This is a genomic window from Streptomyces graminilatus, from assembly GCF_001418565.1.
Taxonomy (GTDB): domain Bacteria; phylum Actinomycetota; class Actinomycetes; order Streptomycetales; family Streptomycetaceae; genus Streptomyces; species Streptomyces graminilatus.
The window spans coordinates 1-12078 of the sequence record NZ_LIQQ01000225.1 but is presented as its reverse complement, the minus strand read 5'-3'; the positions used below and the strand labels follow the sequence as shown (position 1 = coordinate 12078).

Here is a 12078-nt window from a genome sequence, read left to right as displayed (position 1 = left end):
TTCTGGTGCCGGGGGAGCTTCCGGGGCGGCGACGCCTGGGCGGCGGTGGCGGTGGGGTTGTTCGGCGCAGGTCTTGCACGGCGCGTCGGTGTGGATCATGAATCCGTCGACGCAGTCGGTGAGGCCGCAGGGCGACGGTGCGAGGGCGACTCCGAGGAGCCAGCGGCCCGGGTCGCGGAGGTTCGCGGCGCCGGTGCGGGCACGGCGGTTGAGGATCTGGTCGTGGAGATCGTCCGAGGGGATCCCGGCGTCGAGCTGACGGCCGATCTCGCGGGATGCCTTGCGGATCACGAACGTGTTGACGGCGGGCAGGAGATCGGCGACCGGGGCCAGGACCTCCCGGACCCTCGGCGAGATGCGCAGCGCGGGCCCGCCGTACGGGCGGGGCTCGGGAGCGGAGCGGAACGTCTCCGGCAGCACGTCTCCGGGCCCGCGCACACTTACGGTCAGCTCGCCTACGGCGGACACCCCCACCGGGGGCGTGTTGTTCTCATCGTCAGTCAGTACAGGGTCTTCCTTAGTCGCGAGGGATCCGCCGTCTGCGCTCGCTCCCGATCCGCCATTTGACGACGGGTCTTCCGGGGGGCTGGGGACGGGACGGAGGGGGTGGTCGTGGACGTCGTACTCGTGGCGGCCGTGCGCGCCGGCGCGGTGGTGGACGGTGATCCAGCCGAGGCGGTCGAGCTCGCGCGTCATGCTGCGGGCGGTCATCTCCGTGACGCCCAGGAGCGCGGCCAGCTCAGCCGCGGTCACGGGCGTCTTCGTGTCGACGGCGTAGGTGAGCGCGCAGTACAGGACGAACAGGGGGTGCCGCAGAGCCTTGGCGGCGAGGACGGGAACCAGGGCGAAGTGCTCGTCGGCGCGCACGTGGCGCGTGCAGCGCTCGGCGGTCTCGCCGTCCCCGGACGGGTCGGTGTGCCGGATCGTGGTCAGTTCCGGCACACCGTCCGGCCCGGGCGCGGACAGCTCGGCCAGGTAGCGCTCGCCGGTGCGCTTGCCGTCGCCCATGTACCCGGCCAGCCGGTCGACAGAGGCACGGCAGCGCTCGGGACGCTTCTGCAGGGCGGTGATCTGCGCGTGCCAGGCCACCGCGCCCGGGCTGTACCGGCCCTCGCCCCAGACCCGCTTGGGTACCTTCACCTTCTGCCGGTACCAGGACGGCTCGTCCCCGGGCGCAGCCCCACCGGCCCCGCCGCGAGTGCGGCGGGGCTCGGAGGCGGGCGCGGACGAGCGGGTCACGGTGTCCTAAGAGGTGTCGATGGCCTCGGCGGCCTGGCCGCCGGGCACGGTGTACTGGGCGCCGCACGGCCCCCGGCGGACGCCGGGGCCGGTGTGACGGTGGTGGTGGCCGCAGCCGCCCGGGCCGTCGCAGCGCACCGTGTACTCGATGCGCCCGGACGTCACGATCGGGTCCGCGGTCACCGCGTCCGGGCCGCCCCAGCGGGGCGGATCATCCGGAAGCAGCGCTAACTGGCGGTCCGTACGGCCCGTCATGCCGCGCCGCCGGGATGGGGAGGCTCCTGCCGGACGGCGGCCGAGGGCAGCGTGAGCGTGATCGGCCGCAGGACGTCGCGGTTCTCCCACGTGTGGATCGAGGGGCGCCTGAAATGCCCCGTGTTCTCAAGCACGTTGAGCGAGATCCGCGTCTGCTTGCGCGGCAGGCGGCACAGGTCGGCCAGCCGTTCGGCGTTGTGTGTGCCGCCGGCGGGCAGCTCCCCGAGCGGCCCGGCGAGGTGGGCCAGGACCAGGGCCACCAGCCGCGCCATGTACGGGAGGTTGCCGGCCAGGACAGCGCCCTCCCAGCGGGCGCGGTCGTACGGGACCGGTTCTGCGGAGGGGGCGAGATCGGCCGGGGTCGGTCTGGTGAACGTGTCAGCCATCAGAGGGTCTCCTGTGGTGGCCCGGGGCAGGCCCGGGCGTGATCGGTGGTGATGGACGCGGTGAAGGCGGCGACGTCGTGGGCGCCCACGGCGACCTCGGGCGGGCAGCCGTGGCGGCAGGTGAAGCGGGCGGCCGGCAGTCTCAGCCACACGGCCCGCTTCGTGTGCCAGTCCCCGAGGTCGACCCACAGCCCGGGCAGCAGCGCGGGCGGCCAAAGGCCGGCCCCGCCCTCTACCTGGGCGCGCACGGCGGCGCGTTGGGACTCGGGTGCGGGACGGGGTGCGAGAGCGGCTGGCCGCAACCGGCCACCAGCAGCAGCGCTGCGGCCACCATCGCGGCCACCTCGGCCAGTGCGCGTTTCGCCATGCCGTCCTCCACGTCGTAGGGCTTGGTCAGGTGGGCCGCCCGCCCCGCAAAGGGGTCGGGCGGGCGGCCCGGTTCAGGCGGCGGCCTGGTGCTGGAGGGGCCGGATGTGGGTCTGGACCTCGTACCGCTGGCCGGGCTGCAGGCGGCCGGTGGTGATGGCCTGGTGATAGGCGACAGCGAAACTGCGGACGGCAAGGTCGACCACCGTCGGCAGCCGCAGACCCAGCCACGCCAGCCGCCGCAACTCCCGCAGCAGCCACGGCCGACCGCCGAGCTCGACCTGCAGCCAGGGCACCGCCGGGGCCAACGGCGCACCGGCCACCGGCCGGAACACCAGACCAGCCACCCCGGCCACCCGCCGTACGGCGGCAGACGGAACCGCGACCACTTCGGTCACCGGCTCAGCCACCGGCCGTTCTTCGTCAGCCACCTCGGCCACCGGTTGGGCGACCGGCCGTTCTTGGTCGGCCACTTCGGCCACCTCATCGGCCACCGGCTCGGGCAGCGGCTTGTCGAGGAGCCGCTCGGCCGCGTACCGGCTGATGCCCAGCCGCCCCGCGATCCGACGCGCGCCGTACCCCTGCTCGGCCCTCAGCCGGTGCGCCTCGGCGTGCTTGTCGACGGCGCTCACTACTTCGCACCCCCGCCGTGCACGACCTGGCCGTCCCGGACGATCGTCAGCAGATGTGACCCGACCTCGAACCAGAGCTCGTAGATCGGGTCGTCGGCGGCCTCGACGGCAAAGCAGCCCGTCAGGCCCTCGACCCCGTCGACGGTGTCCGGGAGGGTGTGGGCGAGCAACTGCATACCGAGCAGACCGCCCGCCGGGCCGCCGGGCTCTGCGGCGGCGCTGATGATGTACGTCTCGCCGTACGCCGGCGTCGGCGTATGCCCGGCCCGTTCCCGGGCGTAGTGAGCGTGGACCAGGTCGCCCGGTCGTACCGGGTACCAGGGCGCCGAGGTCAGCTCGCGCTCGGCGGCCATGAGCGCGCCGATCTCCCCTTCGAGGTCCCGGGCACGCTTGGCGTCCTCGGCCTGGGCGAGCGGACTGACCGGTGTGGTGGTGTCGAGGCGGCCGTACAAGGCGGTAGCGATGCGCTCGGCTAGTCCGGCGGGGCTGCCAGTCCAGACGTTCGAGACGCTCCCGGTGACAGACAGCTTCTCCTTGACCTCGACGCTCATGCATGCCGGGATCGCCCCAGGGATGAGCTTCTCGATGGTCTCGGTGATGATCTGCAGCTCTACTTTGCGACGCATGGCGTCCGTTCCTTGTCGTGTCGGGGTCCGGGCGGGACGGTTGTCAGGGCACGTCCCGCCCGGAGTTCAGATCGGGCCTCAGGCCCGGGGCTGGTCCGCGCGATGGGCACGGTCTTGGCGGGCGTTCGCCAAGTCCTCGCGGACGTAGGAGGGCAGCCATCCGGGCAGGACGTGCACGGCCAGCCGCTCGGGCACGGCCCCGCGGGCGGTCAGGTGGTCGCACAGCACGCCCAGCGCGAACCAGACGGCCAGCACGATGCCGAGGACGATCAGTGCGAGGACCAGGAGCGTCATCGGGCGTCACCGCCGTCGCCGAGGATGTGCTCGGCGCGCACCCAGCCACGGGCCATGGCCAGCCCGGTGGCCTGCGCCCCCGAGGTCACCCCCATGTGCCGGTAGATGGCCGTGCGCCTCGACTTGATCGTGTGGGAGGAGACGCCCAGCCGCTGGCCGATGTCCTCGGTGGACTCGCCTCGCGCGAGGCCGATAAGCACCTGCAGCCGCGACTGCGTCAGCCAGCTCGGCCACTTAGGTGTGGCCGGCCAGCGCAGCATGTCCGCCCGGTACAGCGCGACGGCCGCCTGCAGGCCCGGATCGGCGGTCGGCGACCGTCGCGGCTGTCCGTTGATGACGTCCTGGGCCCGCAGGATCAGACCGGGCGTCCGCCCGGATGTCGGCGTGGTCATCGGCCCCCCTCGTCGAACAGGACGAGCGCGATGTCGGCGACGGCGGCGTGTTCCCACAAGGCGGCGTCCTCGCCGGGCGTCCAGCCGCAGTGGAGGCCGTCCTCGGCCAAGTGCAGCGCAGCCTCGGCGACCACGGACGGCGCGGCGAACTCGTCGACGTCCAGGAGGAGTTCTCCATCAGCGGTGTGGGCGGTCCAGCCGGTCATGTGCGACCAGGCGAGTGTCAGCCCGTCCGCGCGCACGTCCTCGCCGAGGTCGTCGTGTCCGACCGGCCAGATGATCCGCAGGAACAACTCCTGCTGCCCGTCCGACATGGCCGTGCTCACCCCGGCGTCCATCCGTTCCGGGCGCAGCTCCCACGCGCCGAGCTCGGCGTGGATCGCGTCGCCGTACGCCAGGTGCGGCATGACCGCGGTCACGACGGCGTGGGTGGACGTCGCCCCGGACGGCTGGCCGCCGGTCGGGGTGTCCTTCCCAGCAGTACCGGCCGCGCACGTCCCCTCGATGCCGCTCACACGCCACCGCCTGCCGTGCCGTCGGTCTCGGCGAGCCGGTCGGCGATCCAGCGCGTGCCGGATCGGACCGTCCGCAGCGGAGATCCGCCACGGCCACGGCCGTCGCTGCACTGCGCGTACCGGACCGGCCCTCCGTACCCGAACTGGCCCTTGGCGTCCGGTACGGCGAGCGCCGCCCAGACGACTCCGCCGCGCCGCCCGCTCCCCTGGGTGAGCTGCCCGACCACGCTGTCCTTGGTGACCTGCTCGACGCCGGTGCGGGTGACGACGAAGTCGTACGGCTCGTTGTTGTCCGCGCGCCCGAAGGCACTCATCCACGGCTTCGTCGGCCACAGCAGCAGCCCGGCCACCTGCCGGGGCGGCAGTCCGTACCCGAGCCGGGTCGTGCTGGTCTCCGAGACACCGGTGTCGTCGGTCGCCTCCCCGGTGATCACCTGCGCCTGCCCGCACGACCGGCACACGATCCGCACGACCTGCCGGTCGAAGCTGTTGCCGTGTCCGCAGTCCGGGTCCGGGCACTTGTGCTCGCGGAGGGGCTCCCCGAACCGGCCGCCGAGGTCGCGGCGGGACCGGTCCTCTTCGCGGCGGAGGGAGACCTCCCACGCCGGACGCCTGCAGCCCACCAAATGCTGGGGCTGTTCCCAGCCCAGATACGTGTCAGCAACCGACGTCACAGGTCACCGCCCACGGCGGCCTGGTCGTCGTCCGCCCAGATGTGGATGGCGTCCGTACGGGCCCCCGCACAGTGCCGGCACCGGGCGACCCGGCGCTTCGCGTCGCTCTCGCCCAGCCTCTCGGGCTCGAACCGGTGCAGCACCACGGTGTCGACGGGCAGCGCCGTGAGCGGCGCCTGGGCGTCCGGGTCGACGGCCGCCGCCTGGTCCGCGGCGGCCAGCTCGGCCCCGGCCGCGGTGATCGCCGAAGTGGCGCACCACACGGAACACCACCACCGTGCCGGTCCGCCCTCACCGGCGACCTGGACGAGGACCGAACCGGATACCGCCGGGTCGGACGGATCAAGGTCCTCCTCCGCCATGCCGCACTCGGGGGTCGGACAGGCCTCGGCAGTGTGGAGGGTCGCGAGCAGCAGCCCGCCGAGCCCTAGGCGCTCGGCGTCGTCGAGGACCAGGGCCGCCGGGCCGCCCCTGACCGTGGTGCACGGGACGAGGGTGTTCTCGTTCGGGGTATCCCCGGACGGGCCCATGACCAAGCCGTCCCACGCGATGACGAGCGGCGCGGCGGTGGCCGTGTGGCCGTCGATCGCGGTGAGAACCTCGCGGACCGTCAGCAGGTGGTCGTGGGGGCGCCCCGCGCACAGGGCGCCCACGGCAAGGAGGCGGGCGTGGAACCAGTCGAGGGTCTCCGAGTCGACGGCTCCCAGCCGCGCGAGCTCCGCCTTGGCGTCGTCGACGCCGAGTCGGTACGCGGCGTCCGCGATGTCCTGGGCACGCTGGGGGTCGAAGAGCAGGCCAGCCGTCTCCTCCGCCTGGGCGACCCGGCGGGCGGTCGCGCCGTCCACGACCGTGCCGATGACGCCGGTCGCGGCCACGACGATCGGGGAGTCCGGCACACAGCCACGGCAGTACAGAACCTGTGCGCCCGACGGGTACACGTGACCCCGCGGGCAGGGAACCAACGGGCCATGCTCCCCGCACGTGTAGCACTCGGGGGCGGTCGGCTCCTGGGGAACGTCCGGGTTCACGGTGGCCGCGGCCCGCTGCGCGGCGGCCGTCCCGAGCGGTACCGGGAGGACAGCGCCGTACGAGGCGAATGCCTCAGCGGGGGTGGCCGGGCCCTGCAACGGCCGCGGGCCGTACGGGGGTTCCTGGGGTACGGCCCCCGAAGGGGTCTGGGATGATGCGTTCACGGTCTCCTCATTCGTCAGTGGGTGAGGTGTTCCGAGGGGTCGTGTTCCGGGGTCCAGCCGGACGCGGCCCCGTTCTGGTCGATCAGTCGCGGTGGCGTCGGCGCGGGGGCCGGGCAACCAACTGCACAACTGACGTCGTCTCGACGCTCGGCTGCGAAGCGCGCCGAGCCCTCCGAGGTGTGGGTTTGATCTGCCGATGAACAGGAGCGATGTCCTGCTCAACCAGGGCGTCGACCTCCGCCCGGGTCCATCGCCACGCGCCCGCGACCTTCCTGGCGGGGATCTGGCCGCTCCGAGCCTGCTCGCACAGCCAGTAGGCGGAGACGCCCAGCGCCTCAGCGACTTCGGGCGCGGTGAACAGGAGGCGGGGCAGGCTCACATGACACCTCTGACCGTGGCAGCGGCCTGGGTGGCGAGGTACTGGTCGATGACCTCGACGCTGGACACGATCCGGCCATTCAGACGCCAGGTACGCGGGCCTCGGCCAGCCGTACGCCAGGTGCGGATCGTGCCAGGACGGACGCCGAGTCGAGTTGCGATGCCGGGGCCGGCCTCGGTGTCGTGGACGTAAATGAGTCCAGGTGGGGGACTCGATCGTGACGGCATTCGTCCTCCATCGTGATTCCCGGTTGGGGCAGATTGCGCGGATCTGGAGACGCTGGGGGCGCGAAAAGGACCAGGACGCCGACACCGAGCGCCTCCGCGACTCGATGCGCGTCCCCCACCTCACAGCTCTGGATTCGGCCGGTGAGGAGGTGCCCCACTACGCCCGGCCCGAGACCCGTCACGTCGGCGAGAGCCCGCACCGTATAAGGCACTCCCCGACCCGGCGTCGCCATGATGCGACGGAAGGTGTCAGGGTCTCGCAGGCGATAGCGCACTCTCACAGCGTCTCTCCAGCCGCTCGAACCATCTACAGCTGTAGACAGTAGAGCATGCCGTAGATGATCCGTCTACGGATCGGCTCACTTTGCGCCTTGCTGGCGCCCCCCAACCGGCGATTTACTGGGATGACATAGACAGACCGTCTACGGCTGGAGATGGATTACCCGCGCTGACCAGCCACAGCACAGATCACCCCCACGCCGCGCATGAGACAGCGCATGTCGCAAAGAGAGGCCCGATGAAGGCAGACGATCGCACCAGCTCGGAAGGGAAGGAAGTCCCCGAGCACCTGGCGCGCGACCTCGACCGGGACCAACTGTCCCAACTGGTTCGCGAGGTCAATGACGCCGGCGTCTCCTACGCGACCATGGAGAAGCGGGCTCACGTGGCCGGACAGGTTCTCAGTCGTTCACAGTTCAACAAGATGGCGTCCGGCACCGTGAAAACGTCCCCCAGCGATACCGACCTACTGGCGTACGCGGCCGGGCTAAACAAACCGCTCGACCTGGTTACGCGAGCCGCAGCCCGGCAGTTCCTCAACTACAAGGCGACGGAACTGGCCGGTTACGGCGACGACGTCAAAGTCATCGTTGCGCACCTCGCAGGCATGCCACAGGCCAATGTGCGCCGGTGGCGAGCCATGATCGAGGCAGACGAGAGCGCTCGAACCGAGCACGAGGGTGGGACTGGCGCTGACTGAGGTGACTGATTCGCACTGTTGTGTAGACGCTCCGTGTATGTATCGTGACCGGACTTGGCGGCGGGATATGCCATACGCGATCGGTTCAGGGGGGCGGCAGCGTGATCACATTCAGGCTCGGGCGGACCGAAGGAGACGCGCCAGTTGTGGTGAAGGCTCACCGCGGGGGAGCCGTGTTCATCCTCAACGAGGGCACCTACAGCGAGGAGCAGGTGGCCGCCCTGAACTGCGGCACCTCCGCCTGGCTGGAGATTGCGGATGTCTGGCAGCTCTGGAACGGCGAGATCGTCGACCTCGGCGAGGACGTCCCCGAGCCTCGGCTGAAGACACGAGAGCCAGCGCGGTAGTAGTCCTGCCGCGCCAGAGCCCTGGGGGGCCTCATGGCGTGGACTGAGCAGTTGGCGGGTGGCCATCGCGCCCGCTACCGCGATGCGACAGGCGCGAAGTGCACGGTGCGCGACGAGGCCGGCGCCCCTCTCCTGTACCGCACCAAGTCGGAGGCGTTGAAGGCCGCACGCGATGCCGAGGCAGACGTACGGAGCGGTCGGCACCGTGACCCGAAGCTGGGTCTGGAGACATTCGCCGAGTACGCGAACCGGTGGTACGCCGCACAGGAGCTCGCCTCGTCCACGATGCAGAACTACCGGCACCACATCGAGGAGCATCTCCTCCCCCACTTCGGGGAGCTGACGCTCAAAGAGCTCGACAAGGCGGCCATCCTGCAGTGGGAGCGCGCCGAGGCGGAGGCCAAGTACGCGGCCTCCAGCATCAAGACGTGGCGCGGCACCCTGCACGTGATGCTGGCCGACGCTGTTGAGGAAGGCCTCGTGCTCGCCAACCACGCAGCCCGGAAGCGGGGCCGCGGGCGCCGTGCTGGAAGGTCGGCTCAGCGCACTCCGGAGAAGGCGATCACCAGCGCGCTCGGCGCGCTCCTGGTGGCCGAGCGCGCGAGCCTCCTGTCCGGCCGCGACGACGAGTTCGTCCTCATCATGACCGACGCCGAGACGGCAATGCGGTGGGGTGAGTTGGTCGGGCTGGAGCCGAAATACGTCCGGGAGAAAACAATTCGCGTTGAGCACCAGTTGTACGAGCTGGACTCTGGCGAATTGGAGGAATGCCCGCCGAAGGAAGATTCGTACCGGACTCTGGATATCACGCCGTGGCTTTCCCGACTCCTGGTCGAATTCCGCAAGGGCCGCACTCTGAAAGCCTGCGAGTGTCACGGGAAGACGTATTTCTTCACCGGGTACGGCTCCCCCAACGGCAAAGCCAGTAGCGGAGTCACGCTTAAGCAGGTCGCCGCCCAAGCCGGTATCTCCGTGGGGACCGTATCCAACGTTCTCAACCGACCAGATCGGGTGACCGAAGAAACACGCGCCCGCGTAATCGAGGCCATGACCGAGCTGGGCTACGAGCGCGGGGCGGCAACCGGCGACCACGCGGCGCACCATCGGCGCAGCGGATTCGCCACATGGTTGTTCCAGCCGGCCGCCACCGGCTGGTATCCCCCGAAGGCACCGCAGCCGAAGCGGCTGGTGCCGCTGCTGGCCGAGCCCTGGCCCGGGGTTCCTGCACGCGGCCGTGGAGCCGCCGGGCGGGCCGAGGTGTGCTGGGCCCCGGTGGCCAAGGGACTGACGCCGCACGGGTTGAGGCACCTCGCCAAGACCCTGATGGAGGAGCTGGGGACGCCGCCCAAGCTCATGGACGAGCGTATGGGGCATCAGGACGGGTCGGTGCAGGCGCGGTACTCACACGTGACAGACGCGATGCGAGAACGGCTGATGCAGGGCTTGACAGAGGTGTGGCAGGAAGCTCTCGACGCCCGTTTGGCGATGCACCCGAGGTCACCTGTGGGAGCCTTGGACCGGCTCCTCTTGGAGCGCGCTGAGGGCGTCACGCCTCTCCGTCAGCTTCGGGTCGTCGGAGCATGATCACGAATTCTGCCCCAGATTTGCCCCAGATCCACCGCACCTGACGCTCCGCCAGCCACATGGAGCCCCAACTGACCTGCACAGACTTAAAGAAGGGAGGAATCCTACGATGATCGTCGATCTTCGTTCGGGACGAAGAGGTCGTGGGTTCAAATCCCGCCACCCCGACGCAGGTCAGAGGGCACTTCCGAAATTTCGGAGGTGCCCTCTTTCATGCCCGGGGGGCCAAACAGGGGGCCAAAGGGATTGAGTCAGGCCACCGCGTCGCCCTCGGCCTAGCCCTCCGCACTCTCCTCTTCCTGATCTTCAGCGAAGATCTCGTCCATGGCTTCAGCCCCCTGCGTGATCACCGGCCGGAGCTGTTTGCGGTACACCGCTTCCGTGGTCGTCTGACTGCTGTGACCGACCAACAGCGCGATCTTCTCCAACGGGATGCCGTGGTCCGAGAGCAGGGACACGAAGCTATGCCGCAACTCCCTCGGGGTCCACTCCGGCTTCAATCCCGCTTTCTTCACGATGGCCTTGAAGTCGCGCCGGACGTTGGCCGCATCGAGCGGCTCGCCGGTCCGGGTCGTGAAGACACGGCCGGCCGGGTCCCACTCCTTCCCCTTCGACGTGCGTTCCTTCTTCTGCAACCTCAGGTGCTCTTCGAGCACGTCGACCACCTGCTTCGGAAGCGCGATGGTCCGCCGGCTCTTCCTGGTCTTCGTCTCCCCGTGCTTGCGCACCGAGCGCCACACCGCGACGTGCGGCGGAACGTCGCCCTTCGCCTCCAGGAACACGTGATCCCAGGTGAGAGGCCGCGCCTCTTCCGTACGAACGCCGCTGAGCAGCGAGAGCACGAGATATGCGTACAGCCGTGACGGGCGAGCGGCAATGAGCACGGCTTTCGCCTCTTCCAAGTTCAGCGCCTTACTCGGTCGCCCGGGGCGCCCTTCCGGCACGGTGACGAGAAGCGCCACGTTCCGCGCTGCCTTGTCCCGCCGCTGAGCTTGCACGATGGAGCGACGCAGGATGGCGAGCAGGTCGCGCAGGCTTCGCGTCGCGAGGAACTCGGCCCTGTCGTCCAACCAGTCGTCGACGTCGTCCGCGCTGAGTTCCTTCAGCTTGGCCTTCCCGATGAACGGAATCAGGTGCTTGTTCGCCATCGAGCGGTTCTTGCCGATGGTGCCTTTCTCGTCTCGCCCCTTGAGTCCGCGCTCCAACCAGTCGTTCACCGCGTCGGCCACGGTGTAGTTGGCCGGCGCCTTGACGCCGGTCTGTACCTCCTTTTTCAAGTCCCGGATCTTGTTGCGGACTTCGGTCTTCGTCTTGCCGTACACCTTCGGTCGGCGGCGCTTGCCGTTCGGGGCGTGACCCAGGGAAACGGCCCCCACGAAGCTCTTCTTTTTGGGGTCCCAATAGATCGTGTCGGCACCGTGGCCCGCCCTGGTGGCGCGTTTCGGGGTCTCGGTCATGCTGTGTTGTGCCTCCATAGGACAGGGCCGCGCCTTGAGGGGCGCGGCCCTGGTGTGATGGGTGGTGGGGAAATCAGGCGGTGGCTTGTGCCTCACGCTTGAGAAGTTCGACGTACTGCGCGATGTACTCGGGCGGCACGAGTCGACGTCGACCGATGCGAACGGTCTGAAGTCGTCCGAGCCGTATCTCCTCGTAGACCATCGAGCGGCCGATCCTGAGAACGATGGCCGCCTCTTCGGGCTTGTAGAGGATCTGGTCAGCAGGTGCAACGGCGGTGCTCATGCTGCGGTGCCTCCTCGGCAGGGAGTCGGGGGCGGTGACCCCCTTCCTGTCAGGTCCGCTACTTCCGCTACCTCCGCTACCGCCCTGGTCAGAGCCATGATCGGGGTAGCGGATATGGGTAGCGGTAGCGGATGGAGCCGCTACCGGCCCCGGAAACGTGGCCACGGGGCGGGTAGCGGACGGGCGGCGCGGTAGCGGATGCGGAGTGCCGATCCGCTACCGGATTTAGGGCTCTGACCTGCCCGGTAGC

At 69.9% G+C, this 12078-nt stretch carries 19 protein-coding genes; 3 read left to right on the top strand and 16 right to left on the bottom strand.

Annotation, left to right across the window (positions count from 1 at the left end):
- The 14 genes from AOK08_RS20000 to AOK08_RS45830 form a co-directional block, all read right to left on the bottom strand.
- On the bottom strand, nt 1-1140 hold a 1140-nt coding region (locus tag AOK08_RS20000), incomplete at its 3' end, for a hypothetical protein (RefSeq protein WP_055527761.1).
- 105 nt (nt 1141-1245) lie between these two features.
- Nucleotides 1246-1494 carry a hypothetical protein gene (locus AOK08_RS19995; protein ID WP_055527758.1) on the bottom strand — a complete coding sequence of 83 codons (249 nt, stop codon included), beginning with the start codon at nt 1492-1494 and terminating at the stop codon, nt 1246-1248.
- Entirely contained in the window at nt 1491-1880 is a 390-nt protein-coding gene (locus AOK08_RS19990) for a hypothetical protein (RefSeq protein WP_055527756.1), read from the bottom strand. The genes AOK08_RS19995 and AOK08_RS19990 overlap by 4 nt, the downstream gene beginning before the upstream one ends.
- Nucleotides 1880-2128: a hypothetical protein gene (locus AOK08_RS19985; protein ID WP_055527754.1), complete on the bottom strand. Its 249-nt coding sequence runs from the start codon at nt 2126-2128 to the stop codon at nt 1880-1882. The genes AOK08_RS19990 and AOK08_RS19985 overlap by 1 nt, the downstream gene beginning before the upstream one ends.
- Nucleotides 2113-2247 carry a hypothetical protein gene (locus tag AOK08_RS48465; RefSeq protein WP_277816031.1) on the bottom strand — a complete coding sequence of 45 codons (135 nt, stop codon included), beginning with the start codon at nt 2245-2247 and terminating at the stop codon, nt 2113-2115. The genes AOK08_RS19985 and AOK08_RS48465 overlap by 16 nt, the downstream gene beginning before the upstream one ends.
- 73 nt (nt 2248-2320) lie before the next feature.
- On the bottom strand, nt 2321-2878 hold the full coding sequence (locus tag AOK08_RS19980; protein WP_055527751.1) for a hypothetical protein: 558 nt from the start codon (nt 2876-2878) through the stop codon (nt 2321-2323).
- Nucleotides 2878-3504: a hypothetical protein gene (locus AOK08_RS19975; protein WP_055527748.1), complete on the bottom strand. Its 627-nt coding sequence runs from the start codon at nt 3502-3504 to the stop codon at nt 2878-2880. Before AOK08_RS19975 ends, AOK08_RS19980 begins: the two co-directional genes overlap by 1 nt.
- A 78-nt stretch (nt 3505-3582) precedes the next feature.
- Nucleotides 3583-3798, bottom strand: coding sequence for a hypothetical protein (locus AOK08_RS19970; protein ID WP_055527745.1), 216 nt, complete (start codon nt 3796-3798; stop codon nt 3583-3585).
- Nucleotides 3795-4190 carry a response regulator transcription factor gene (locus tag AOK08_RS19965; RefSeq protein ID WP_055527743.1) on the bottom strand — a complete coding sequence of 132 codons (396 nt, stop codon included), beginning with the start codon at nt 4188-4190 and terminating at the stop codon, nt 3795-3797. Before AOK08_RS19965 ends, AOK08_RS19970 begins: the two co-directional genes overlap by 4 nt.
- Nucleotides 4187-4705 carry a hypothetical protein gene (locus AOK08_RS19960; protein ID WP_055527741.1) on the bottom strand — a complete coding sequence of 173 codons (519 nt, stop codon included), beginning with the start codon at nt 4703-4705 and terminating at the stop codon, nt 4187-4189. Before AOK08_RS19960 ends, AOK08_RS19965 begins: the two co-directional genes overlap by 4 nt.
- Nucleotides 4702-5379 carry a hypothetical protein gene (locus AOK08_RS19955; protein WP_157876733.1) on the bottom strand — a complete coding sequence of 226 codons (678 nt, stop codon included), beginning with the start codon at nt 5377-5379 and terminating at the stop codon, nt 4702-4704. The genes AOK08_RS19960 and AOK08_RS19955 overlap by 4 nt, the downstream gene beginning before the upstream one ends.
- Entirely contained in the window at nt 5376-6572 is a 1197-nt protein-coding gene (locus tag AOK08_RS19950; RefSeq protein ID WP_157876732.1) for a hypothetical protein, read from the bottom strand. The genes AOK08_RS19955 and AOK08_RS19950 overlap by 4 nt, the downstream gene beginning before the upstream one ends.
- A gap of 82 nt (nt 6573-6654) precedes the next feature.
- Nucleotides 6655-6951 carry a helix-turn-helix domain-containing protein gene (locus tag AOK08_RS45835; RefSeq protein ID WP_055527735.1) on the bottom strand — a complete coding sequence of 99 codons (297 nt, stop codon included), beginning with the start codon at nt 6949-6951 and terminating at the stop codon, nt 6655-6657.
- Entirely contained in the window at nt 6948-7178 is a 231-nt protein-coding gene (locus tag AOK08_RS45830; protein ID WP_157876731.1) for a hypothetical protein, read from the bottom strand. Before AOK08_RS45830 ends, AOK08_RS45835 begins: the two co-directional genes overlap by 4 nt.
- Nucleotides 7179-7695: 517 nt before the next feature.
- Here AOK08_RS45830 and AOK08_RS19935 point away from each other — a divergent pair.
- The 3 genes from AOK08_RS19935 (at nt 7696) to AOK08_RS19925 (ending at nt 10088) form a co-directional block, all read left to right on the top strand.
- On the top strand, nt 7696-8157 hold the full coding sequence (locus tag AOK08_RS19935; protein ID WP_055527731.1) for a hypothetical protein: 462 nt from the start codon (nt 7696-7698) through the stop codon (nt 8155-8157).
- Nucleotides 8158-8303: 146 nt separating this feature from the next.
- Complete coding sequence (locus tag AOK08_RS19930) at nt 8304-8504, top strand: hypothetical protein (RefSeq protein ID WP_055527729.1); 201 nt, start codon at nt 8304-8306, stop codon at nt 8502-8504.
- A 33-nt stretch (nt 8505-8537) separates the two neighbouring features.
- Nucleotides 8538-10088, top strand: coding sequence for a LacI family DNA-binding transcriptional regulator (locus AOK08_RS19925; protein WP_055527728.1), 1551 nt, complete (start codon nt 8538-8540; stop codon nt 10086-10088).
- 275 nt (nt 10089-10363) lie between these two features.
- Here AOK08_RS19925 and AOK08_RS19920 read toward each other — a convergent pair whose 3' ends face one another.
- Together AOK08_RS19920 and AOK08_RS19915 are read right to left on the bottom strand one after the other, a co-directional pair.
- The gene (locus AOK08_RS19920; protein ID WP_055527727.1) at nt 10364-11545 is read right to left on the bottom strand and encodes a site-specific integrase; all 1182 of its coding nucleotides are present in this window, start codon (nt 11543-11545) and stop codon (nt 10364-10366) included.
- 73 nt (nt 11546-11618) lie between these two features.
- Nucleotides 11619-11828, bottom strand: a complete 210-nt coding sequence (locus AOK08_RS19915; RefSeq protein ID WP_055527721.1) for a helix-turn-helix domain-containing protein — start codon at nt 11826-11828, stop codon at nt 11619-11621.
- Nucleotides 11829-12078: the final 250 nt, after the last annotated feature.